The 23,608-nt window shown below is 75.6% G+C and carries 14 protein-coding genes; 10 read left to right on the plus strand and 4 right to left on the minus strand.

Annotated elements, in window-relative coordinates; translation table 11 throughout:
* The first annotated feature begins 7 nt into the window (after nucleotides 1–7).
* The 7 genes from ACFWUZ_RS15225 (at nucleotide 8) to fxsT (ending at nucleotide 12,966) form a co-directional block, all read left to right on the plus strand.
* Nucleotides 8–2,089, plus strand: a complete 2,082-nt coding sequence (locus ACFWUZ_RS15225; protein ID WP_384372165.1) for a trypsin-like peptidase domain-containing protein — start codon at nucleotides 8–10, stop codon at nucleotides 2,087–2,089.
* Nucleotides 2,090–2,111: 22 nt separating this feature from the next.
* Nucleotides 2,112–3,131 carry an AAA family ATPase gene (locus ACFWUZ_RS15230; protein WP_384372167.1) on the plus strand — a complete coding sequence of 340 codons (1,020 nt, stop codon included), beginning with the start codon at nucleotides 2,112–2,114 and terminating at the stop codon, nucleotides 3,129–3,131.
* A gap of 6 nt (nucleotides 3,132–3,137) precedes the next feature.
* A complete protein-coding gene (locus ACFWUZ_RS15235; RefSeq protein ID WP_384372169.1) occupies nucleotides 3,138–6,428 on the plus strand; it encodes an SAV_2336 N-terminal domain-related protein in 3,291 nt (1,096 codons plus the stop codon).
* 98 nt (nucleotides 6,429–6,526) lie between these two features.
* A complete protein-coding gene (gene fxsA / locus ACFWUZ_RS15240) occupies nucleotides 6,527–6,727 on the plus strand; it encodes an FxSxx-COOH cyclophane-containing RiPP peptide (protein ID WP_384372171.1) in 201 nt (66 codons plus the stop codon).
* Nucleotides 6,728–7,437: 710 nt separating this feature from the next.
* On the plus strand, nucleotides 7,438–8,613 hold the full coding sequence (locus ACFWUZ_RS15245; protein WP_384372173.1) for an FxsB family cyclophane-forming radical SAM/SPASM peptide maturase: 1,176 nt from the start codon (nucleotides 7,438–7,440) through the stop codon (nucleotides 8,611–8,613).
* Entirely contained in the window at nucleotides 8,610–9,869 is a 1,260-nt protein-coding gene (locus tag ACFWUZ_RS15250) for an aKG-HExxH-type peptide beta-hydroxylase (protein WP_384372175.1), read from the plus strand. Before ACFWUZ_RS15245 ends, ACFWUZ_RS15250 begins: the two co-directional genes overlap by 4 nt.
* 73 nt (nucleotides 9,870–9,942) lie before the next feature.
* Nucleotides 9,943–12,966, plus strand: a complete 3,024-nt coding sequence (fxsT, locus tag ACFWUZ_RS15255) for an FxSxx-COOH system tetratricopeptide repeat protein (RefSeq protein ID WP_384372177.1) — start codon at nucleotides 9,943–9,945, stop codon at nucleotides 12,964–12,966.
* Nucleotides 12,967–13,052: 86 nt separating this feature from the next.
* Here fxsT and ACFWUZ_RS15260 read toward each other — a convergent pair whose 3' ends face one another.
* From ACFWUZ_RS15260 to ACFWUZ_RS15275, 4 genes are all read right to left on the minus strand, one after another.
* Nucleotides 13,053–16,982 carry a multifunctional oxoglutarate decarboxylase/oxoglutarate dehydrogenase thiamine pyrophosphate-binding subunit/dihydrolipoyllysine-residue succinyltransferase subunit gene (locus ACFWUZ_RS15260; protein ID WP_384372179.1) on the minus strand — a complete coding sequence of 1,310 codons (3,930 nt, stop codon included), beginning with the start codon at nucleotides 16,980–16,982 and terminating at the stop codon, nucleotides 13,053–13,055.
* A 258-nt stretch (nucleotides 16,983–17,240) separates the two neighbouring features.
* Complete coding sequence (locus ACFWUZ_RS15265) at nucleotides 17,241–18,329, minus strand: ATP-binding protein (RefSeq protein ID WP_384372181.1); 1,089 nt, start codon at nucleotides 18,327–18,329, stop codon at nucleotides 17,241–17,243.
* A complete protein-coding gene (locus ACFWUZ_RS15270) occupies nucleotides 18,326–19,066 on the minus strand; it encodes a response regulator transcription factor (protein ID WP_384372183.1) in 741 nt (246 codons plus the stop codon). Before ACFWUZ_RS15270 ends, ACFWUZ_RS15265 begins: the two co-directional genes overlap by 4 nt.
* A 139-nt stretch (nucleotides 19,067–19,205) precedes the next feature.
* Nucleotides 19,206–19,814, minus strand: a complete 609-nt coding sequence (locus ACFWUZ_RS15275) for a hypothetical protein (protein WP_384372185.1) — start codon at nucleotides 19,812–19,814, stop codon at nucleotides 19,206–19,208.
* Nucleotides 19,815–19,849: 35 nt separating this feature from the next.
* On the opposite strand from ACFWUZ_RS15275, the gene ACFWUZ_RS15280 reads away from it, so the two are divergent.
* The 3 genes from ACFWUZ_RS15280 (at nucleotide 19,850) to ACFWUZ_RS15290 (ending at nucleotide 23,564) form a co-directional block, all read left to right on the plus strand.
* Nucleotides 19,850–21,232 carry a hypothetical protein gene (locus ACFWUZ_RS15280; protein WP_384372187.1) on the plus strand — a complete coding sequence of 461 codons (1,383 nt, stop codon included), beginning with the start codon at nucleotides 19,850–19,852 and terminating at the stop codon, nucleotides 21,230–21,232.
* A 638-nt stretch (nucleotides 21,233–21,870) separates the two neighbouring features.
* On the plus strand, nucleotides 21,871–22,743 hold the full coding sequence (locus tag ACFWUZ_RS15285; RefSeq protein ID WP_384372189.1) for a sulfurtransferase: 873 nt from the start codon (nucleotides 21,871–21,873) through the stop codon (nucleotides 22,741–22,743).
* 65 nt (nucleotides 22,744–22,808) lie between these two features.
* Nucleotides 22,809–23,564, plus strand: coding sequence for a DUF4097 domain-containing protein (locus ACFWUZ_RS15290; RefSeq protein ID WP_384372191.1), 756 nt, complete (start codon nucleotides 22,809–22,811; stop codon nucleotides 23,562–23,564).
* Nucleotides 23,565–23,608: the final 44 nt, after the last annotated feature.

The following is a 23,608-nucleotide window of genomic DNA, read 5'->3' on the forward strand; positions in this document are numbered from 1 at the left end:
GGCGCGGATGACGGAGGGGCGCACGACCGGCGCGGCGCGCGCCTTCGAGCTCCTCGAACCCCTCGTCCGGGCAGCGACCGTACGCGTCCACGCCCCTCCGGACGGGTATGAAACCCCCGGTGGCGACGCGTACGGACCCACCTGGGGGAGCGGCTTCTTCGTCGCCCCCGGCTGGATCCTCACGTGTGCCCACGTGGTCGGCGAAGGGGGTGCCGCCGTGCGGCTGACCGGGCGCGAGGTCGGCATCACCTTCCAGTCCGGCAGCTACGCCGGGAACGAGGCGGCCACCGGGACGGTCACCGGACGCGTGGAATGCGTCCTGCCCGAACGGCTCGACGAGCGCCGCCCCGGCCGCCGGGCCCTGTGGGACCTGCCCGACCTGGCCCTCGTCCGGGTCCTCGCCCCTGTCTCGCACGCCTGCGTCTGGCTCACCGACCGCTCCCGGCCCCGCTTCGACGAGGTCGCGTACTTCGGCTGCACCGAGGAACTCGGCGCCCCCGAGATCACCGGCCGCACCACCCGGCTGCGCGGCACCGCCGGCAACGGCGCGGCCATCCGGCTCGGCGACGACGACGAGATCGACCCCGGAATGTCCGGCGGGCCCGTCGTGGACCTGGCCCGCGGCGAGGTCGTCGGCGTGGTCAAGGCCCGCCGCAACACCGGGGGCGGCGGGCTGGCCGTCTCCGTCGTGCAGCTGCGCACCCTGCCGACGGCCGGGCGCGGCCAGACCGGGCTCTACCGCCGGGTCATGCAGGCCCACGACCTGCACCACTACGACCAGCACCTCAGCGACCTCAACACCCGCCGGACCTGGACCGACACGCACGGCGAACTCCCCGCGCCGGAGGGCGGCCCGTACGGCGGCCGGGCCCGGCTCACCCCCGGCGAGCGCACCACCCTGTGCGGGCTGCTCGCCGAACTGCCCCCGCCCGGCTCCTCGGAGGTCGTCCGGGCGCTGGTCGAGGCGGCCCGCGGGGAGGAACCGGACCCGCATCCGGCGGCCCCGCTCAGCTGGCGCGACGGACTCGGCCTCCTGTACGACCCGCCCGGCGGCGCCGGGGAAGCCGCGGCGATGCTCCGGTACGCGACGGACGTCAGCGTCGCCGAGTACCGCGAGCCGCCCACGCCCGGCGCGGACGAGGAACTCTGGGACTGGACCCGCGCCACCGCCGAGCGCCTGTGGCGGCCGCTGCGGCGGGAACTCGGAGAGCGGCACGAGCGGGGTCTGGCCGAACGGGACCGCCGCCGCCGGGCCTCGGCCGTCCGGTCGGTGCACGGCCCGGCGCGGGCGGCGGGCGGACCGCTGCCGGGGACCTCGGTGCTCCTGGAGGTGTGGGCGCACGGCTGGGAGGACGTCTTCGACTGGCGGGTCTCGGTGCTCGCCGGCCCGGCGCGACCGGGCCGGGTCACCCCCGTGGACTCCGCCGTGCGCATCAGCCCGTCCCGGCTGCCGGAGGCGCTGCGGGCCCCGCTCGCCGAAGCCTTCCGGCGTTGCGACACCCACGAGGCGGCGGCCCTGCTCGAAGTCGCCGTCGAGCCGGAGCTGTTCGGGCTGGCGGTGGACGAGTGGGCGGTGGCGGGCGGGGTGCCGCTGGGCGTGCAGCGGCCCGTGGTGCTGCGCCATCCCGTCGGCGGCGCACCCCCCGACGCGGCCGTCCGGTGGGCCCGGGTGCAGGCCGGACCCCTGCTCGACGAACGGGCGGACTGCATACGGGGCCGTCCGCGCAGCCCCTCCGCGCAATGGCTCGCGGGGCTGGCGGACAACACCGTGCCCGTGCACTGCCGGGCCGCCGGCCAGGAGCCCACGCTGGGCTCGCTGCACGCGGTCCGGGAGGCCGGATACGGGGTGGTGGTGTCGCGGCGCCCCCCGCCGGACCCGGGGGCCTCCTGCGCCCCGTTCCACCGGGGGCTGCGGGAGGAACTGGCCGACGCCGGACGGGCGCACATGCTGCCGCTGCGGCTCCAGGCCCTGCGGGCGCGGGCGTACGGCGCGGACCCGGACGCCTACTGGGCGGCGGGGGCCGCACTCGTGTGGGACGACCCGGCGAGGGCCCTGCCCGAGGACGAGCCGCTCCAGGGCGACCTGTGACCGGCAGGAGGGAGCAGCACCCATGAACGACGAGTGGCTCATCTACCGGGGTGTCGGCGAGCCCCACGACGGGATCGACGCCCTGCCGGACCCGCCGCCGTGGCGGGACTTCGACGGCGGGCCGGTGGACGGGGCCGGCCCCCCGGCGGGCGCGGCCGGCGCCGCCGACGGGGCCGTCGCCCGGCGGCTCGGGGCCCACCGGCAGGCCGCTCAGCTGCACCGGCCGGAGCCCGAGGAGCTGGACGCCGTCAACGCCGCCCTGTACCTGCGGCGGCCGCTGCTCGTGACGGGCTTCCCCGGGACCGGCAAGTCCACCCTCGCGCACGCCGTCGCCCACGAGCTGAAGCTGGGCCGGGTGCTGCGCTGGCCCGTGGTCTCGCGGACCGTGCTCCAGGACGGGCTCTACCGCTACGACGCCCTCGCCCGGCTTCAGGACGTCCAGCTCGCGGCCGGCGGCGGGACCCCCGGCGGGGCGCCCGGCATCGGCAAGTACATCCGGCTCGGACCGCTGGGCACCGCCCTGCTCCCGACCGGGCGGCCGCGCGTGCTGCTGATCGACGAACTCGACAAGAGCGACGTGGACCTGCCGAACGACCTGCTGAACGTGCTGGAGGAAGGGGAGTTCGCGCTCCCCGAGCTGGAGCGGGTCGCCGACACCGAGCCCGAGGTCCAGGTGCTCACCGACGACGGGGCGAAGGCCACCGTCCAGGGCGGCCGGATCCGCTGCCGGGCCTTCCCCTTCATCATCCTGACCAGCAACGGGGAGCGGGACTTCCCGGCCGCCCTGCTGCGGCGCTGCATCCAGCTCAAGCTCGGCCAGCCGGGCGAGAAACGGCTCGCCACCATGGTCCGGGCGCACCTGGGGGAGGAGGCCGCCCGGCTCGGCGCCGACCTGATCCGGGAGTTCCTCAGCCGCTCCCAGTCCGAACTCGTCGCCGCCGACCAGCTGCTGAACGCCGTGTACCTCACCCACTACGCCGCCCCGCCCACCCGGGAGGACCTCGCGGACCTGCTCATCCAGCGCCTCGACCGCCCGAGGTGAGGGGACGTGCCCATCCGTGAACTGGCCGCCCTGCTGCGCACCTGCGGGATCGACCCGACCGCCGAGGAGCTCGCCGACGCCCTGTGGCTGGCCGGGAAGATCCACGGGCCCGGACCGGTAGCCTCCCGGCCGGCCGTCCCCGGGGCGGAGGAGCAGGCTCCCGGGACGGAGACGGAGCCGGATGCCGGTACGGAGGCTGAGGATCCCGTCAGCCTGCCGGTGGGGCCCGTACGGGAGCCGACCGGGACGGAGGCGGGGGCCGAGGCTCCGGTCAGGCTCTATCCGGCCGGAGCGCGCCGCACCGCAGGGCCCGAGGGGGAGCTGCCGCAGGAACCGGGGGCACCCGTCCGCGTCCCCCGGGCCGCCGCACTGCCACGGATCCTCGACATCCAACGGGCCCTGCGCGCCCTCCAGCGGCACCGGCCGCCCGGACCGCCCGCCCGCACCGTGCTCGACGAGGACGCCACCGCCGAGGCCAGCGCCCGCGCACTCGGACTCGTCATCCCCGTCTTCCGCCCCGACACCCGCCGCGAGGCGACCGCACGGCTGGTCATGGACGCCTCCCCGTCGATGGCCGTCTGGCACGACATGTTCGAGGAACTGCGCGCCGTGTGCGAGCACCTGGGGGCCTTCCGGGACGTCCAGGTCCACTATCTGCACCGGCTCGCCGACGGCACGCCCGCACTCGGCCGCTGCCCCGTCCCCGCCCCCGGCCTGCGCTCCGGCGAACAGCTGCGCGACCCGACCGGACGCGCGCTGACCATGCTGGTCTCCGACTGCACCGGACCGCTGTGGCGGGAGGGTCAGGCACAGCGGCTGCTGCACCGCTGGGCCCAGTGCACCCCGTGCGTGGTCGTACAGCCGCTGCCGCAGCGGCTGTGGGGCCGGAGCTGGCTGCCGACCGAGCGCGGCACCCTCACCCGAATCGAGGGCGGCGGTGGGAAGCTGAAATTCCGGTCGGACCGGCCGCCGAGATCCGGACGGCCCACCGGCGGACTGGCCGTGCCCGTGCTGCCGCCCGGCGCCACCGCCCTCGGCGCATGGGCCCGCCTCGTCGCCGGGCTGGGGGCCGGGCCGGTACCGGCCGAGGTGGGCCGGGTCCTCGCCGGCCATCCCGCGGCCCCCGCGCCGCCGCCCGCGGCCGTACGGCCCCCGGCCGAGCTGGTGCGGCGCTTCCGCGCCTCGGCCGCCCCCCGCGCCGTCCAGCTCGCCGTGTACCTGTCGGCGGCCCCGCTGACGCTGCCCGTGATGCGGCTGGTGCAGCGCACCATGCTGCCGGACTCCGAACCGTCGGACCTGGCGGAGGTGCTCCTGAGCGGGCTGCTGCGGCGCAGCGGACCGGCTCCCGGGCAGTGGTACGAGTTCGTCCCCGGCGTGCAGGACGTCCTGCTGGGACCGCTCGGGCGGGACGAGGCCGCGCTGGTGCTGAAGCACTGTTCGGAGTACGTCCAGGCGCACTTCGGGCGGGGCGTGCGCAACTTCCCCGCCCTCGCGGTCTCCCAGCTGACCGGGGCGCCCGTGGCGGCGGACCCGGACGGCCCGCCCGACGCCGGGCGGCCACCCGCCGGGCCGCTCCCGCAGGCCTTCGCGCAGGTGTCGGCCAAGGTCGTACGGCGCTACCTGCCGGACGTCCCCGGCCTTCCCGGCCCGCCGGGCCCCGCAGAAGGAGACGCTCCGGCCGTACGGGAACCCGCGGCCGCGGCCCCGGGGCCCGGCAGGGCCTGGGCGGTGGCCACCGCCCGGGACCGGCTCGCCGACGCCGACGCCGACGAGCGGGCGCTGCACGAGGCCGTGGCGGTGCTGCGCCGCGCGGTCGCGGCCCCGGCCGGGCCGGGCGACCCCCCGGAGGAGGCGGAGACCGAGCTGGCGCGGGCCCTGCTGCGGCTGTGGGCGGCGGAACGCGATCCGGAGCTGCTCATCGAGGCCGGCCGGGCCGTCACCGGACTGCGGACGGCGGCGGCGCGGCTCGTACGCGGCCAGGTCCTGTACGAGCGGGCCCTGGCGGCCGCACCCGACGCGGAGCTGCTGGCGGCGGCCGACCGGGAGTTCGCGGCGGCGGGCACCCTCCCCGGACTGGACGGCCGGCTGCGCCGGGACTGCGCGGTGCGGCGCGCCCGGACCCTGATCCGGCTCAGCGAACTGCGGGACGACCCGGGGGCACTGCGGGAGGCCCGGGCCGCCCTGGAACCCCTCGTGGGCCCCGCCCCTGCCGCGGGCTCCGGCCCCGTTCCCGGACGCCGGGCACCGGAACCCGACCCGTACCCGGGGGACCCGCCCGGCGCGGCCGCGGGCCCCGAACTGCACCTGGCCCTGGGCCGGGTCCTGCTGGCCCTCCTGCCCCGCACCCCGGACCCGGCCGAGCGCGCGGAGCTGGCCGCTGGGGCCGCGGCCCGGCTGACCGCGGACCCGGCCGCCCCGCCCGAGGAGCGGGCCCGGGTCCGGGTCGAGCTGGCCACCGCCCTGCAACACCTGCCCGGCCGGCTGGAGGAGGCCGCCGAGCAGCTCGCCACGGCCCTGCAGGAGGCCGCTGGCGACCCGGAACTGCGGGTGGCGGCACTCCTCGGCATGGCCCGGGTGCGCCGGGCCCGGTACGAACGGGACGGGGACCCGGCGGCGCTGGAGGACGCCGCCGAGGCGTACGGCCGGGCCCGGCGCCTGATCCCCCGGGACGCCGACGCCTTCGGGGAACTGCTGCCCGAGTGGGGCGACGTACTCCTGGACCGGGCCGGCGCCACCGACGGGCGGCCCTTCACGGGGGCCGCCGTACGGGTCCTGCGCGACAGCCGGGCGGCCGTGCCGCAGTCCGACCCCCGGGCCGCGCACCGGCTGGCGCGGCTCGCCGCCGGGCTCAGGCTGCGCCACGCGTACGAGCGCGACCTGGTGGACCTGCGGGAGGCGGAGCACCTGCTGGAACTGGCGGTCCGGCAGAGCCGCAGCCCCCTGGAGCAGGCCCGGGCCTGGCGGGACCACGGCGACGTCCAGCAGGAGATCCACGGCCACACCCGGGCGGCCGACCGCCTGGACCGGGCGGCGGACTCCTACCGGCGGGCCTGGCGGTCGGCACTGGAGGCGGACCGGGAGGAGGACCGCGAGGAGGACCGGGACGCCGCGGTCGAGCTGGCCGCCCGGGTGCAGGAGCTGCGCGGGGAGGTGCTGGAGCGGCTGGCCCGGCCCCGGGCGGCGCTGGACGCGTACCGCTCCGCGCTGGAGCTGTGGACGCGGCACGCCGCGGGGCCCGCCGACGACCGGTACGAGGCGCTGCGCGCGCGGGTACGGGCCCTGGAGCCGGGCTCCTGAGGAACGCGCCGCCGGGCCGGTCCGCCGTTTCCGGGGACCGGCTACGGGGAAAGGGCAGGGCACCGTCGACGGTGCGACAACAGGGGGACGGGCGACGTATGGTGACGAAACGTCAGGACGTGTCCGCTACGGCCTCCCGGGCGGACTGCCCCGGGCGGCTGCCGGACCTCTCCGGGCTGGACCTGGCCGCACTGCGCGGCATCGACCATCCCGTGCTCGCCCAGGTGATCGAAGGCATGGTCGAGCGCGTGACGCACCCGGCCGAGATCCTGAACGCCTTCGACTCCGGGGTGGTCTGATCTGTCCCGGCCGCACGCGGATTGACCACTTTTCGCCGTTAGCGGGGGCCGCCCGGAGGGCAGGGATGGACCGTTCCCCGGGGTACCTCCCGGCGGCAGCTGGGGCAGGGAGGTGCGAGGCGATGAGGCGACCGGTACCGACCCCCGCCGCCCCGCCCGCCGCCTCGGACCCACCCGCAGCACCCCCCGGCCCGGCCGCCGCCCCCACCGTCCCCACCCCGGCGTCCGCCGGCGGCCCGGGGGCAGGTCCCGCGGGGCCCGGGTCCGACCCCCAACGCCCCGCGCCCGGCTCCTCCGGCCACGCCCCGGGGCCCTCCGGTTCCGGCCCGGGCCACGGGGGTCTACCCGCAGGAGCCCCGGACGCTGCCGCAGGCCCCGTCGGCCACTCAGGCCCCACGAGCCCCGTAGGCCCTGTCGGCCACTCAGGCCCCACCCCGCCGCCTTCCGGCCCGGCCGCCCGCCCCTCCGGCCCCGCCCCCGAGGCGGCGGCGTCCGGCCCCTCCGGCCCCGCCCCCGAGGCGGCGGCGTCCGGCTCCTCCGGCACCGCGCCCGAGGCGGCGGCGTCCGGCTCCTCCGGCCCCGCGCCCGACCCGGCGGCCAATGGCTCCTCCGGCCCCGCCCCCGAGGCGGCGGCGTCCGGCTCCTCCGGCCGTGCCGCGCAGTACCGGCGGCATGTCCTGCATGCCCCCTGGCCCTATGCCCGGCTCGACGTGCCGGCCCTGCGGGCCGCCGGGCACCGTCCGCATCCGATACGCCAGTTCGTGCTCAAGACCCGCAGCCGCTGCAACCTCGCCTGCAGTTACTGCTACGTCTACGAGATGGCCGACCAGAGCTGGCGCGGGCAGCCGCCCACCATGACCGCGGCCACCGCCGCCCGCGCCGCCGAGCGGATAGCCGAGCACGCCGCCACCCACCGCCCCGCCCGCATCGACCTGGTCCTGCACGGCGGCGAGCCGCTGCTCACCGCCCCGGCGGGGCTCGCCGCACCCGTGGACGCCGTACGGGCCGCCGTGGCCCGGGCCGCACCCCGCACCCGGGTCACCGCCACCGTCCAGACCAACGGCACCCTGCTCACCCGCGGCCGGCTCGCCGCGCTGCGGGCCGCCGGGATCCGGGTCGGGGTCAGCCTCGACGGGGGCCTGCCCGCACACAACACCCGGCGCGTGGACCGCGCCGGGCGGCCCGGCTTCGGTGCGGCCGCCCGCGGACTGCGCCTGCTGGCACGGCACCCGGACAGCTACGCCGGGGTGCTCTGCGTCATCGACCTCCGCCAGGACCCGGTGGAGACGTACGAGTCCCTGCTCGCCTTCGCCCCGCCCAGCCTCGGCCTGCTCCTCCCGCTCGCCAACTGGAGCTGCCCGCCGCCCGGCCACGGACCCGGCCGCCCCGCCCCGTACGCCGACTGGCTCGTCGCCGTCTTCGAACGCTGGTGGCACGACGGGGTGCGGCGCACCCGGATCCGGATCTTCGAGGAGATCATCGCCCTGCTGCTCGGTCTGCCCGCCGCCACCGAGACCCTCGGGCTCGCGCCCGCCACCACCGCCGTGATCGAGACCGACGGCTCCATCGAACAGGCCGACTCCCTGAAATCCGCGTACGAAGGCGCCGCCGCCACCGGCATGACCCTGGACACCCACAGCTTCGACCAGCTCCTGGACCACCCCGGCCTCGCCGCCCGCCAGCTCGGACGCGACGCACTCGCCCCCGGCTGCCGCGCCTGCGAACTGGTGGAGGTCTGCGGCGGCGGTCACTACCCGCACCGCTACCGCGCCCGGCAGGGCTTCCGCCAGCCGTCCGTGTACTGCGCCGACCTCACCGCCCTGATCCGCCACGTCGCCGCCGCCGTGCAGCGCGCCGCGGCCGTCCCCCCGGCGGCCGCCTCGTGACCACCTCGCTGACCTCCTTCACCGTCACCTCCGCGACCCTGCGCGCCCTCGCCTCCACCGAACCATCCGCGGAAGGGAGCCGCCTGGTCCGCGACGTACGCCGCTCCAAGCGCCTCGTCCTCCTGCGCGCCGTCCTCGACGCCGCACCCGGCGGCCCGGCCGGCGAGGCCGCCCACCACTGGGCCCTGCTGGAGGAGGCCGAACGGCGCGACCCCTGCGCCGTGCGCGACGTACTGCACTACCCGGCCACCGGCGTGTGGGCCGAGGAGACCCTGCGCCGGCTGCACGCCCCGTACGGCCCCGCCCCCGACCTCGCCCACCTCGGCGCCCTCGCCGCGGCCGCCGCCCTGCGCGCCGCCGTCTCCTTCCGCCTCACCCTGCGCCCCCAGCACGGCCGGCTCCTGCTGCCCACGCTGGGGCTGCTGCGGCCGGACCGGCCCGGCCCCCTCACCCTCACCGAACGCTCCTGGGACGCCGACGACCCCGCGACCCTGCCCCTGCACGCCCTGCCCGGAGGCGGGACCGCCCTCGACGACCTCGACCCCTACCGGGCCCCCGGAGCCGCGCACCCCGTCCCCGCCGTCCGCCCCGCCCGCCGGCTCACCCCCAAGGGGCACAAGCGCTGGGACACCCAGTGGTCGGGCGCGCTCACCCTCCTCCAGCGGTACGACACCGTCCGGGCCGAGGAGACCGTCCAACTGCTGCGCTCCGTCGTCCCGCTGGCCGGCGCCTCCCGCTCCCACGGCGCCACCCTGCCCGCGGCAGCCGGCTCCGTACTGGCCCGCGCACAGGCCCCGCCCGCGCTGGCCGCGACCCTCGTCCACGAGGTCCAGCACGGAAAGCTCAGCGCCCTCACCGACGTCCTGACCCTGCACACCGCCGACCGCACGCCCCGGCACTGGGCCCCCTGGCGCACCGCCCCGCGCCCCTTCGACGGCCTCCTGCACGGCGCGTACGCCCACCTCGCCCTGGCCGGGTACTGGCAGCGCGCCGCCCTCTACGGGGCCCGCGGCGCCTGGGCCCAGCACGCCAGGATCCGCGCCCAGGTCGCAGCCGTCCTCCCCGTCCTGCGGGCCCATCCCCGACTGACCACGGCCGGACGGGAGTTCACCGACGCCATGGCCGCCGCCGAGCTGGCCATGGACGACCTGCCGCCGCCGGCGGACCAGCACGCCACCGCCCGCCGGGCCGTGGAACGCGAACGCCTCGCCTGGTGCGCGGCCCACCCCGAACTCGCTCCGTTCACCCAGGTCTGACCGGGTCCGTACGGGTACCTGCTGCGGTACCTTTTCAACCCCGTCCACCGCCCGTATCCAGGGAGACGGCCGCATGACCGGTAGCCGGCAGGACTCCAGCCCGGCGGCTCAGCCGCCCCACCCGCCGCAGCACCAGGCGCAGCGCTTCGTCATCAGCTTCGCGGGATTCAACCGCCCCTGGGCCGTCTGGATCGCCCACCGCCTGGAAGAGCACGGACACCGCGTGGCCCTCCAGCGCTGGGACCCGCAGAACAGCCCCGGCCTCGCCCCGGCCCTCGACGACCTGGCCCGCTCCGGCAGCCGGGTCCTCCTCGTCCTCAGCGAACGCTACTTCTCCGCCGGCACCCACACCGAGGAGGCCTGGAACACCGCCCTGCGCACCGTCACCGACAGCCACCCCGACCGCTTCGCGGCCGTCTGCCTCACGGACGCCCCGCTGCCCAGCGCCGTCGCCGTACTGGAGAAGACCGACCTGTGGGGCGTGGACGCGTACGAGGCGGAGTACCGGGTGCTGCGCCGGCTGGAGCTGCCCACCGACCGGATCGGCACCGAGACCGGCCGCCGCGGCCCCCGCTTCCCCAACGACCCGCCCGAGATCTGGGGCCGCGTCCCGCGCCGCAACCCGCGCTTCACCGGCCGCAACGACGTCATCACCACCCTGCGCACCGCGCTGACCGAAGCCCCGCCCGGCGCCTGCGTCGTCACCCTCCTCGGCATGTCCGGCGTCGGCAAGACCCAAGTGGCCACCGAGTACGCCTACCGCTTCGCCTCCGAGTACGACCTGGTCTGGTGGGTCCCCGCCGAGGACCGGCCCACCCTGCGCGAACGCCTCGCCGAACTCGCCCCCGCCCTCGGACTGCCGCGCGGCGCGGGCAGCTACGGCGAACAGATCCGGGCCGTCCTCGAAGCACTGCGCCGCGGCTCCCCCTACCACCGCTGGCTGTTGGTCTTCGACGGCTGCGACAACCCCGACGACCTGACCGACCTCCTGCCCTCCGGCGCGGGCGACGTCATCATCACCTCCCGCAACCGTGCATGGGCCGCCCGGCACAGCAGCCTCGTCGAGGTCCCGCTCTACGCCCGGCCCGAATCCGTCACCTTCATCCGGCGGCGGGCGGTGCGCCTCACCGACCGGGAGGCCGACCAGCTCGCCGAAGCCCTGGAGGACTACCCCCTCGCCCTCGACCAGACCGCCGGCTGGCTCGCCGACTCCCCGCTCAGCGTCGGCGACTACCTCGCCCTGCTCCAGCGCCGCCTGGACTCCCGCGAGGCCGTCACCGTCTCCGACGACTACCCGCTGCCCTTCCCCACGGCCCTGGCCGTCCTCCTCAACAACATCCGGGAGAACCACCCCGACGCCCTGGCCCTGCTCCGGCTGTTCGTCTTCTTCGCCCCCGGACCGGTACCGCTGCGGCTGCTGCGCGAGTTCCCCGCCGACAACGTCCCCGAACGGCTCGCCGGACTCATCAACGACCAGATCCGGTGGAACGCGGCCCTCAACAAGCTCGTCCAGTTCTCCGTGGTCCGCCTGGAGTACTCCGACCTGCCGGTGGACGAGGGCGGCGGCGGCCTGGAGACCGTCCAGCTGCACCGCATGGTCCACGGCATCGTCCGCGAGAACCTCTCCGAGGCCGAGGCCGGACCGCTCGCCCGCGCCGTCCGCCAGGTCCTCGCCGCCGCCGACCCCGGCCACCCCTCCGACGCCCGCCTGTGGCCCCGGTACGCCGAACTCGTCCCCCACCTGGCCCCCTCCGGGGTGCTCACCAGCAGCAACCCGCGCATCCAGAACTTCCTGCTGCACTGCCTGCGCTACCTGATCCTCGCCGGGGAGTACCGCACCTGCCTGCGGCTGTGCGAGGACACCGACCGGTCCTGGCGGGCCATGCTCGGCGAGGACCACCCCAAGGTCCGCGAACTCAGCTACCCCTACGGCGGAGCCCTGCGCAACCTCGGGCTCTTCCCCCGCGCCGGAGTCCTCACCCGGGCCGTCGCCGACCGGCTCACCCGCGAACGCGGGGAGCGGGACCTGCAGACCCTGCGCGCCCGCAGCGCCTACGGCGGCGTCCTGCTGTGCACCGCCGCCTTCGAACCGGCCCGCGAGATCTTCGAACACTGCCTCGCCACCTACCGGGAACTCCTCGGCGAGGACGACTCCACCACCCTCGACGCCCAGAACAACCTGGCCGCCACCTACCGGCTGCTCGGCCGCTACCAGGACGCCTACGACCTCGACCTGGACACCCTGCGCCGCCGCGAGCGCGTCCTGCGGCCCCTGCACATCTCCACCCTCGCCTCCGGCATCGCCTGCGCGATGGGGCTGCGCCTGATGGGCCGCTACCGGGAGGCCCAGACCCGCCAGGAACAGGGCGTCAAACTCAACACGCAGGTGCTCGGCCCCGGCCACCCGCAGACCCTGCGCGCCGAGCACAACCTCGGGCAGTGCCTGCGCCGCTCCGGAGACGTCCCGGGAGCCGGCCTGCGGCTGCGGACCGTGTGGGAGCGGGCCACGAGGGTCTTCGGCGCCGACTACCCGTGGACCCTGATGGTGGCCTCCGACTACGCCACCTACCTCAGGGAGTACGGGGACGTCGGCGAGGCCCGCCGGATCTCCGAGGACGTGGTCCGCGGCTACCGCTCGCAGCTCGGCCCCGGTCACCCGTACAGCATCGGCACGCTCGGGAACCTCGGCCTGGTGCTACGGGCCCAGGGCGACCGCCAGGAGGCCCTGGACCTCGCCGAACGCGCCCTCACCGGGATGCGCGGAGCCCTCGGCGGCCGGCACCCCTGGACGCTGGGCTGCGCCCTGAACGCCACCGGTCACCGCAACATCACCGGCCGCCTGCAGGACGCGCTGTCCCTGAGCCGGGACACGCTGCGCACCGCCGAGCGGGTCCTCGGGCCCGACCACCCGATGACCCTCAGCGCCCAGATCGCCCTCGCCGCGGACCTCCGGTCGGTACGGGAGGACGCGGAGGCGGCCGAACACGAGGACGCGGGCATCAAGGGCCTCACCCGCACCCTGGGCGCCCAGCACGTCCACACCGTCTCGGCGAAACAACGGACGAGGCCGTACTGGGACTTCGAGCCCCAGCCGTGACACCCAGGCCCGGAGCCCGGAACGGCCGGAAGGCCCGGCCCCCCGAGGGGAGGCCGGGCCTTCCGTACTGCTGAGCCGCGCAGCGACTACGCCTCGAAGACCTCGTTCAGCAGGAGCTGCTGCTCGGCCTGGTGGCGCTTGGCCGAGCCCACCGCCGGGGACGAGCCGTGCGGCCGCGAGATGCGCCGCAGACGCTCGCCCGCCGGGACCTCCGCGCCGACCGCCAGGTCGAGGTGGTCGATCAGGTTCAGCGCGATGAACGGCCACGCACCCTGGTTCGCCGGCTCCTCCTGCGCCCAGATGTACTTCGCCGCGTTCGGGAACTTGGCGATCTCCGCCTGGAGTTCCGCACCGGCCAGCGGGTACAGCCGCTCGATGCGGATGATCGCGGTGTCGGTGATGCCGCGCTTCTCCCGCTCGGCCTCCAGGTCGTAGTAGACCTTGCCCGCGCAGAAGACGACCTTGCGGACCGCGTTCGGGTCGACCGTGCTGTCACCGATGACCGGACGGAACGAACCGTTCGTGAACTCCTCCGCCTTCGACGCCGCGGCCTTCAGACGCAGCATCGACTTCGGGGTGAAGACGATCAGCGGCTTGTGGTGCGGGTTGTGGACCTGCCAGCGCAGGAGGTGGAAGTAGTTCGACGGAAGGGTCGGCATCGCGACCGTCATGTTGTCCTGCGCGCACATCTGGAGGAAGCGCTCCGGGCGGGCGGACGAGTGGTCCGGGCCCTGGCCCTCGTAGCCGTGCGGCAGGAGCAGCGTGACGCCGGAGGTCTGGCCCCACTTCTGCTCGGCCGAGGAGATGAACTCGTCGACGACGGTCTGCGCGCCGTTGACGAAGTCACCGAACTGGGCCTCCCAGAGGACCAGCGCGTCCGGACGGGCCAGCGAGTAGCCGTACTCGAAGCCCATGGCCGCGTACTCGGAGAGCAGCGAGTCGTAGACGTTGTAGCGGGCCTGGTCGTCCGACAGGTACTGCAGCGGGGTGTAGTCCTCGCCGGTCTCCCGGTCGATGAGGACCGCGTGACGCTGGCCGAACGTGCCGCGGCGGGAGTCCTGGCCGGACAGCCGGACCGGGGTGCCCTCCATCAGCAGCGAACCGAAGGCCAGGGTCTCGCCCATGCCCCAGTCGATCGTGCCCTCGTCGATCATCGCCGCGCGGCGCTGCAGCTGCGGCAGCAGACGCGGGTGGACGGTGACGTGGTCGGGGATGTTGACCTGGGACTCGGCGATCCGCTTCACGACCTCCTGGGAGACCGCGGTGTTCACGGTGACCGGGAACTCCTGCGCGGTCTGCGCGGGCGCCACCGGAGCGCCGGCGGCGGGCTGCGCGGCGGCCTCGCGGACCTCCGCGAAGACCTTCTCCAGCTGGCCCTGGAAGTCCTGGAGCGCCTGCTCGGCCTCTTCCAGCGTGATGTCGCCACGACCGATGAGGGACTCGGTGTACAGCTTGCGCACCGAGCGCTTCTTGTCGATCAGGTCGTACATCAGCGGCTGCGTGAAGGCCGGGTTGTCGGACTCGTTGTGGCCGCGGCGGCGGTAGCAGATGAGGTCGATGACCACGTCCTTGTTGAACGCCTGACGGAACTCGAAGGCGAGCCGCGCGATGCGGACCACGGCCTCCGGGTCGTCGCCGTTCACGTGGAAGATCGGCGCCTCGATCATGCGGGCCACGTCGGTCGCGTACATCGACGAACGCGAGGACTCCGGGGCGGCGGTGAAGCCGACCTGGTTGTTGATGACCACGTGCACGGTGCCGCCGGTGCGGTAGCCGCGCAGCTGCGACATGTTCAGGGTCTCGGCGACCACACCCTGGCCCGCGAAGGCCGCGTCGCCGTGCAGGGCCAGCGGGAGGACCGTGAAGTCCGTGCCGCCCTTGTTGATGACGTCCTGCTTGGCGCGGGCGACACCCTCCAGGACCGGGTCCACGGCCTCCAGGTGGGAGGGGTTCGCGACGAGCGAGACCTTGATCTGCTCGCCGTCCAGGCCCGTGAAGGTGCCCTCGGCACCCAGGTGGTACTTGACGTCGCCGGAGCCGTGCATCGACTTCGGGTCGAGGTTGCCCTCGAACTCGCGGAAGATCTGCGCGTACGACTTGCCGACGATGTTCGCGAGCACGTTCAGGCGGCCGCGGTGGGCCATGCCGATGACGACCTCTTCGAGGCGGGCCTCGGCGGCCGAGTCGATGACGGCGTCGAGCAGCGGGATGACGGACTCGCCGCCCTCCAGCGAGAACCGCTTCTGGCCCACGTACTTCGTCTGCAGGAAGGTCTCGAAGGCCTCCGCAGCGTTCAGCCGGCGCAGGATGCGCAGCTGCTCCTCGCGCTCCGGCTTGGAGTGCGGGCGCTCGATGCGGTCCTGGATCCAGCGGCGCTGCTTCGGGTCCTGGATGTGCATGAACTCGACGCCGGTGGTGCGGCAGTACGAGTCGCGCAGCACGCCGAGGATGTCGCGGAGCTTCATCATCGACTTGCCGGAGAAGCCGCCGACCGCGAACTCGCGCTCCAGGTCCCACAGGGTGAGGCCGTGCTCGGTGATGTCCAGGTCGGGGTGCTTGCGCTGCTTGTACTCCAGCGGGTCGGTGTCGGCCATGACGTGGCCGCGGACCCGGTAGGAGTGGATCAGTTCGAAGACGCGGGCGGCCTTCGTGACGTCGTCGTCGTGCGAGGCGTCGATGTCCCGGTTCCAGCGGACCGGCTCGTACGGGATGCGCAGCGCCTCGAAGACGTCGTCGTAGAACCCGCTCTCGCCGAGCAGCAGGTTCGCGACGATCCGCAGGAACTCGCCGGAGGCCGCGCCCTGGATGACCCGGTGGTCGTAGGTCGAGGTCAGGGTCATGACCTTGGAGATGCCCAGCTTGTTCAGGGTGTCCTGCGAGGTGCCCTGGAACTCGGCGGGGTAGTCCATGGAGCCGACGCCCATGATGACCGACTGTCCGGGCATCAGGCGGGGCACGGAGTGCACGGTGCCCAGGCCGCCGGGGTTGGTCAGCGAGACGGTGACGCCGGTGAAGTCGTCCATCGTCAGCTTGCCGACGCGGGCGCGGCGGACGATGTCCTCGTAGGCCTGCCAGAACTCGAAGAAGTTGAGGGTCTCGGCCTTCTTGATGCCGGCGACGACGAGCTGGCGGTCGCCGTTGGGCTTCACCAGGTCGATCGCGAGACCGAAGTTGATGTGCTCCGGCTTGACCAGGGTCGGCTTGCCGTCCTTCTCCGCGAAGGAGTAGTTCATGGCCGGCATGGCCTTGATCGCCTGCACCATCGCGTAGCCGATGAGGTGCGTGAAGGAGATCTTCCCGCCCCGGGCGCGCTTGAGGTGGTTGTTGATGACGATGCGGTTGTCGAACAGGAGCTTCACCGGGACGGCGCGGACGGACGTGGCCGTCGGGACGTCGAGGGAGGCGTTCATGTTCTTGGCTACGGCGGCAGCCGGGCCGCGGAGCGTCACCAGCTCGGGGCCGGCGGGGGCCTCGGTGGCGGGCGCGGCCTGCTTGGCTGCGGGAGCGGGGGAGGCGGGCGCGGCAGCCGGTGCGGCGGCGGCCGGGGCCTGGGAGGTGACAGTCACAGCAGGGGCACCAGAGGGGGTGGCAGGAGCAGGGGCAGGAGCTGACACAGGCGGAGGGGTCGGCGCGGCGACAGCCGCTCCGGAGGGGCTGTTGCCCGCACCGGGCGCGGAGGCCGGGGCGGACGCTGCGGCGCTCGCCGCCCCCGTGGCGGCGGCGACGGCGGCCTGCGGGGCTACGGCGACGGTGGTGGCGGCCTGTGCGGAGGCGCCGTCCGTCGTCGTCGGGGACTTCTTCGGCTCTTCGGCCTTCACCGGAGCGGCAGCGCCCCCCGGCTGGTAGTCGGCGAAGAAGTCCCACCAGGCCCGGTCGACCGAGTTCGGGTCCTGGAGGTACTGCTGATAGATCTCGTCGACGAGCCATTCGTTGGCACCGAAGCCTGAGGCAGGGTTCTTCCCGCCCTCTGCTGCTTCGGTCGTGGTGCTCGGGTTACTGGGGGACTGTGGCGACACGGCGGCAACCGCCCTCTTCCGCTTCACAAGGTATGGACAGCGGGAATAAAGGCTACGCCTCCTGGACCGCCTGATGCAGACCGGGCGGGACATCCGTCACGTAGGTCACATCGAACGGCGGGTTTCATCACCTGGAATGGCGGGAAACCAGCAGGGTTCGGGTAGGGGGCACCGAGGTTGCGGCCCCCTTGGCTTCGCACCCCTGACGACCCCGGGCACGTGTGGCCGAGATCATGTCCTTCCCACTCGAACCCTACGTCAACCCGGCGCCTGCGAGCTGCCCGGAAGCGTGACAAGGATGCGGCAGCCCCGTGACGATTCGGCCACCCCGATGTGCCCGCCGTGCAGCTCCACGGCCCACCGGGCGATCGCCAGGCCCAGCCCGGTGCCGCCGTCCCCGCCCCGTGCGCTGCCCCGGTTGAACCGCTCGAACACCAGGTGCCGCTCCGACTCCGGGATGCCGGGCCCCTCGTCGCGCACCTCCAGGGCCAGGCTCCCGGGCTCCTCGCCCGCCCGGGCCCGGACCGTCACCCGGCCGTGCGCGGGACTGTGCTTGACCGCGTTGTCGATCAGATTGGCCACCACCTGGTGCAGGCGCTCCGCGTCCGCGTACGCCCACAGCTCCGGCGGGAACACGTCCAGGTGCAGGTGCACGTCGTTGCGGGTGTGCCCGCCCGAGCCGGAGGACAGCCCCGGCCGCCCGGCCGCCGCCAGGGCCGACTCCTTCAGCACCCCCGACAGGTACGGCCACACCTCGAACCGGCGGGTCCGCAGCGGGACCACCCCGTTGTCCACCCGCGACAGGTCCAGCAGGGTCTCCACGAGCCGGCCCAGGCGCTCCGTCTGCTTCAGCATCGTCCGCATGGTCTCCGGATCGGCGGCCGAGACCCCGTCCACCACGTTCTCCAGCACCGCCCGCAGCGCCGCGATCGGCGTGCGCAGCTCGTGCGAGACGTTGGCCACCAGCTCCTTGCGGTGCCGGTCCACGGCCTCCAGGTCGTCCGCCATCAGGTTGATCGTCGAGGCCAGGTCGCCCAGCTCGTCCCGGCGCCCCGCCCCGCGGACCCGGCGGGTGTAGTCCCCCCGGGAGATCGCCCGGGCCACCGTCGTCATGTCGTCCAGCGGCGCCGTCAGGCTGTGCGCCACGAACTGGGTGATCAGCATGGAGGCGATCACCGAGAAGACCGTGATGAACCGCAGCTCGGTGTCCGTGCGCAGGGCCACCAGCAGCAGCCCCGTGGTGATGAACACCGACACCACGACCAGGGTGCCCAGCTTGGTCTTGATCGAGAAGGGCGAGAAGGGCCGGAGCCCCGCCCCGGACCGCTGCCCGGGCCGGCCGCTCATGCCTGGGCCGGGGTCTCCAGGGCGTACCCGACGCCGTGGACCGTACGGATCCGCTCCGCGCCGATCTTGCGCCGCAGGGCCTTGATGTGGCTGTCGACCGTACGCGTCCCGGAGGCGTCGGCCCAGTCCCACACCTCCGCCAGCAGCTGCTCCCGGGAGAGCACCGCCCGCGGGGTCCCCGCCAGGCACACCAGCAGGTCGAACTCGGTCGGCGTCAGGTGCACGTCCTCGGCCTGCACCCGGACCCGGCGCTGCGCGTGGTCGATCTCCAGGTCGCCCAGGCGCAGGGTGGCCCCGCGCGGGGCGTGCGCGGCGAGCGTGGCCCGCTCGACGCGCCGCAGGAGCACGTGGACCCGCGCGGCCAGCTCGCGCATCGAGAACGGCTTCGTCATGTAGTCGTCCGCGCCGACCCCGAGCCCGACCAGCAGGTCGGTCTCGTCGTCCCGGGCGGTGAGCATCAGCACCGGGACCGGCCGCTGCGCCTGGACCCGCCGGCAGACCTCCAGCCCGTCGAAGCCCGGCAGCATGATGTCCAGCACCAGCAGCTCCGGCAGCCAGCTCTCGGCCGCGGCCACGGCGGCCGGGCCGTCCGGAGCCGTCTGCACCTGGAAGCCCTCGGCGCGCAGCCGGGCCGCGATGGCCTCGGCGATGGTGCGGTCGTCCTCGACGACGAGCACACGCCGCTGGGCGCCGGGGGTCGCCGCAGCGCTGTTGTGGGTCGTGTGTGTCTGTTCCATGTCCGGTCCCGCCCCGTGATGATCCCGCGTGATGGGGTGCAGCGTAGAGGAGGCACCGGCCTGCGGCTATGCGGGGTTCGGACAGGCCGGGCTCCGGCCGGGCTCGGAGGATGCGCCGGGCGGCCCGTCCCGCGGCGCTCTAACCCGCGGTAAACGGAGGCAGGGCGTCCAGTATCTTGGCCAGAACCGGAGGCAGGGCTTCCTGCTCAGCGGCCACCTCGTGGCCGCCGTGCACGAAGGCGTACACGAACCCGTCGTACACCTTGGGGCTGCCCGTCGAGAGCCTCGGCAGCCCCGCGAAGTCCGCCTCCCGGAGCGCGGTGCGCAGCTGCCCGAGCCGGTCCGGGGACAGCTTCCCGGCGCCCTCCGGTTTCGCCGTCCGGTCCAGCCGGCTCCACGAGCCGTCGCCCTTGACGGCCAAGGTGTGCGTGTCGCCCGCGAAACCGCCGCTGCGGGAGACCCGGACGAGCGTCTCCGTGGCCGCCGGGGTCCCGCCCGCCGTCGCGGAGGCGGCCGGGGGCTCCGTGACCGTCGGGGCAGCGGGCGAAACCGACGGGGACGCAGGGGCCGACGCAGCCGGCGGCGGGCTCGTGCTCGCGCCGGAGCCCGGCTCCGAGCCGGCCGCCGGGGCCGTGGCCGACGCCGGGGGCGCGTCGTCGCCGCCCCCGCCCCCGTCCCCGGACGACCCGCACCCCGCCAGGACCGCCGTACTCAGCAGCACCGCCGCCACCGCTCGGAACGCGCGCACACCCACCTCCACGGGTACGGGGCCGAACCCCGAGTATGGAGTCCCCGTACCGGGACCGACAGCACCTGGAGGCCGCCATCCGCCGCATCGCTCCCTGGCGCGTGCTGCCGCCGCTGCTCGCCGCGGCCCTCGGCGTCTGGGGCCTGCCGCGCGAAGGCAGCATGTGGCGCGACGAATCCGTCACCTGGCAGGTCGCCCACCGGCCCCTGGGCCAGCTCTGGGAGCTGCTCGGCCAGGTCGACGCCGTGCACGGCCTGTACTACCTGCTGATGCACGGGGCGTTCCTGGCCTGGGACGGCGGCCTGTGGACGCTGCGGCTGCCCTCCGTCGCCGCCACCGCCCTCGCGGCCGCCGGGGTCGCCGCCGTCGCCCACCGCCTGGCGGGGGAGCGGGCCGCGCTGGTCGCCGGACTCGCCTACGCCGCACTGCCGCCCGTCCAGATGTACGCCCAGGAAGGCCGCTCCTACGCCCTGGTCGCGGCGGCCGTGGTGTGGGCCACCTACCTGATGCTGCGCGAGCGCTGGACGGCGTACGCCGCGGTACTGCTGCTCGGCTGCTGGCTGCACGAGTTCGCGGTCCTGGCCCTGCTCGCCCACGCCTTCACCGCCCGGCGCTCGCGCGGCTGGCGGTGGAGCGCCGCGGCCGTCGTCGTCCTGCTGCTGCCGCTGGCCCTGGTCAGCGCCCGCCAGGCCCAGCAGCAGCTCGGCTGGCTCGGGCGGCCGAGCTGGCAGGACTGGACGGCGTACGGGGTCCTCGCGGCCGCCGCCCTGCTGCTCGCCCGGGGCGCCCCCCGGGACCTCGTACGGGTCGCCCTGCCCCTGGCCCTGCTCCCGCCCGGCCTGCTGATGGCGGTCTCCCTGCTGCACCCCTGGTACGTCGACCGGTACGTGCTCTACGCCCTGGCCGGGCTCGCCCTGCTCGCCGGGGCCCGCCTGGCCGCGGCACGGCACTGGTGGCCGTGGCTGGTCGTCGCCGCGCTGCTGGTGCCCTTCGGCTGGTGGTCGGCCTGGCTGCGCACCCCGCAGAGCCGCAAGGACGACGTCCTCGCCGTGGCCGCGGCCGTCCGCGAGCGGGCCCGGCCCGGGGACGCCGTGCTGTTCATGCCGTCCCGGCGCCGCGAGTGGCTGCTCTCCTCGCCCGGGGCGTACGAGGGCCTGCGCGACGTGGCCCTGGCCCGTTCCCCGGCGGCTTCGCGCAGCCTCCAGGGCACGGAGCTGACCGCGGAGCGGATCCGTGCCGCCCTGGCGGGCGCGGACCGGGTGATCGCCCTGCAGGACCCGGAGGACCAGCCCCTGGACCCGTACCCCGCCGAAGCGGCCAAGCGCGCCGCCCTGGCCTCCGGCTTCGACCTCTGCTCGGCCACCGGGGTACGCGGCGCACGCGTCACCGTGTACGCCCGGCCGGGCGGGTGCGGCTAGGGGCTGTCCGGCGGGCCCCGTCGGTGTCGCGGCCGGCGCGGGTGCCGGGGTGTGCGGGCGCCGGGGTGTGAAGCCCCCGCGTCGCCGTGCGGGCCCGGCCGGGCGGGTGCGGCCCCGGGGTTTCCCCGGGGGTGGGGTCGGTACAGGGCGTAGGGTTCCGCGGCTCGCGGGGGGTACCGGGGGTCGACGGCGTTCCGCGTCGCGGTGCACGGCACCGGACGACCCGGGCTGATCCCGCCCCGACCGGCGAGGCGCCTCCGAGGGCGGGGGCCGTGCCCCCTCGGCCCGCACCACCGGGGTGGCTGCGGGGGCGAGGCGGGCGCGGGCGAGGATGGGGCGACCCACGTCGCACTGGAGCCGGACCGCACCCGGGCCCACCCGGCCCGGGTGCGGCCGGCCGAGCCCGGAGGTGCCGCATGCCCCCAACTCCCCACGCCGCCCCCCAGCCGCAGGCGTCCGAGCCGCCCGCGCCCTGGAACTCCGAGCACGCACCCGGGCCCCCTGCGCCGCCGGAGCCGGAGGGTGCGCCGCCGGCCTCCGCGTCCCCGGAGGCCTGGCACGCGCCCCAGCACCCTGCGTCCCCGGAGCCCGGGCGGGCGCCGTCGGGCGGCGGGACGGGGGGACCGGGGCCCGGGCCGTTGCCCGGGGTGCTCGTCGGGGTCGGCTGGGTCGCGGAGCGGCTCGGGGCCCCCGGGCTGGTGCTCTTCGACGCCTCCGTCGGCGCCCACCGCGGTGCGGACCACCGGATCCCGGGCGCCCGCCCGTTCGACCTCGACGGCGCCCTGTCCGACCACGACGCACCCGCCCCGCACACCATGCCCGGCCCGGCCGCGTTCACCGAGGCGCTGCGGGCCCTCGGCGTCGACGACACCGACACCCTCGTCGTCTACGACGCGGCCGGCGTCTACTCCAGCGCCCGCGCCTGGTGGATGCTGCGCGCCATGGGCTTCGACCGGGCGGCCGTGCTCGACGGCGGACTGCCCGCCTGGACGGCCGCGGGCCTGCCCGTCGAGGCCGCCGGCCCGGCCTACGAGGGCCCGCGCGGCTCGTTCACGGCCCGCCCCCGTGCCGGGCTGCTCGTCGGCAGCGCCACCGTCACCGCCGCCCTGGCCGACCCGGCCGCGGCCGTCCTGGACGCCCGGACCCGGGGGCGGTTCGCCGGCATCGCGCCCGAACCCCGCCCCGGCCTGCGCGGCGGCCACATGCCCGGCGCGGTCAACCTGCCGTTCGGCGAGCTCCAGGGACCAGACGGGCGCATGCGGCCGCCCGCCGAACTCCGCGAGGCCTTCGGGGCGGTGGCCGGGGACCGGCGGCGGCTGTACTTCAGCTGCGGCTCGGGCGTCACGGCCTGCGTGCTGGCCCTCGGCGCGGACCTCGCCGGGTACCGGGACCTGGCCGTGTACGACGGCTCCTGGAGCGAATGGGGCATGCCCTCCGACCTCCCGGTGACCACGGGCCCGGCAGCAGGCCCCGCGGCGGAACCGGTGGCGGGACCGGCGACCGGGGGATAACCCCACCCGGGGCCCGGGTACCGGCCCCATCGGCTGCGCGGCGCCCGCTGCCCCAGGATCGAGACATGAGACCTCACGCCCCGTCACATCGCCTCGCGCGCACGGCAGCCGCCGCCCTCGGCGCCGGACTGCTCCTGGCAGGCTGCTCCTTCACCGACGGCCCGGAGCGGACGGCGAGCGCCGACGCCACCGTCACCGAGGCCGTCACCGAGGTGGAGCTGACGGGTGCCCGCTCCGGTTCCATCGAGGTGGTCCCCGGCGCCGGCACGGGCGTCACCGTCCGCCGTACCGTCCACTACCGCGGCGACACCCGGCCCGCCCCCGGCCAGCAGGTCTCGTCCGGAGTCCTGACCTTCACCGACGGCTGCTCCGGCAGCTGCGTCATCGACTACCGCCTGGAGGTCCCCGCCTCCGCCACCGTCCGGCTCGGCAACAGCAGCGGGAAGATCGCCGTGACCGGGGTGGCGGCCGCCGACCTGACGTCCGGCTCCGGCGCGGTCCGGGCCGACCGGGTCGCGGGCCCGCTGAAGATCCGCACCTCCTCGGGCGAGATCACCGCGACCGGCCTGGCCGGTCCGAGCGCCGACGTCCGCTCCGGCTCGGGCGACGCCCGCCTGGACTTCACACGGGCGCCGGCCTCGGTCGCCGCCGAGACCACCTCCGGCGACGTCACCCTCGAGGTCCCCGCGGCCGCGTACCGCCTCGCGGTCTCGACGACCTCCGGCGACCGCGAGGTCTCCCTCCCCGCCGACCCGGCGGCCCCCTCCTCCCTCTCCGCGAAGACCACCTCGGGCGACGTGCGCATCTCCGCCGCCGACTGACCGGCGCACGGCCGCCGCGGGCTGTTCGCCCGGGGCGAACGGGT

This window comes from Streptomyces sp. NPDC058646 (assembly GCF_042716875.1).
Taxonomy (GTDB): domain Bacteria; phylum Actinomycetota; class Actinomycetes; order Streptomycetales; family Streptomycetaceae; genus Streptomyces.

Excerpts from the sequence above, each read along its gene's own strand:
- ACFWUZ_RS15225 (WP_384372165.1), top strand. The coding sequence starts at position 8 with ATGACGGAGGGGCGCACGACCGGCGCGGCGCGCGCCTTCGAGCTCCTC.
- ACFWUZ_RS15230 (WP_384372167.1), top strand. The coding sequence starts at position 2,112 with ATGAACGACGAGTGGCTCATCTACCGGGGTGTCGGCGAGCCCCACGAC.
- fxsA (WP_384372171.1), top strand. The coding sequence starts at position 6,527 with ATGGTGACGAAACGTCAGGACGTGTCCGCTACGGCCTCCCGGGCGGAC.
- fxsT (WP_384372177.1), top strand. The coding sequence starts at position 9,943 with ATGACCGGTAGCCGGCAGGACTCCAGCCCGGCGGCTCAGCCGCCCCAC.
- ACFWUZ_RS15265 (WP_384372181.1), bottom strand. The coding sequence starts at position 18,329 with ATGAGCGGCCGGCCCGGGCAGCGGTCCGGGGCGGGGCTCCGGCCCTTC.
- ACFWUZ_RS15270 (WP_384372183.1), bottom strand. The coding sequence starts at position 19,066 with ATGGAACAGACACACACGACCCACAACAGCGCTGCGGCGACCCCCGGC.
- ACFWUZ_RS15280 (WP_384372187.1), top strand. The coding sequence starts at position 19,850 with ATGGAGTCCCCGTACCGGGACCGACAGCACCTGGAGGCCGCCATCCGC.
- ACFWUZ_RS15290 (WP_384372191.1), top strand. The coding sequence starts at position 22,809 with ATGAGACCTCACGCCCCGTCACATCGCCTCGCGCGCACGGCAGCCGCC.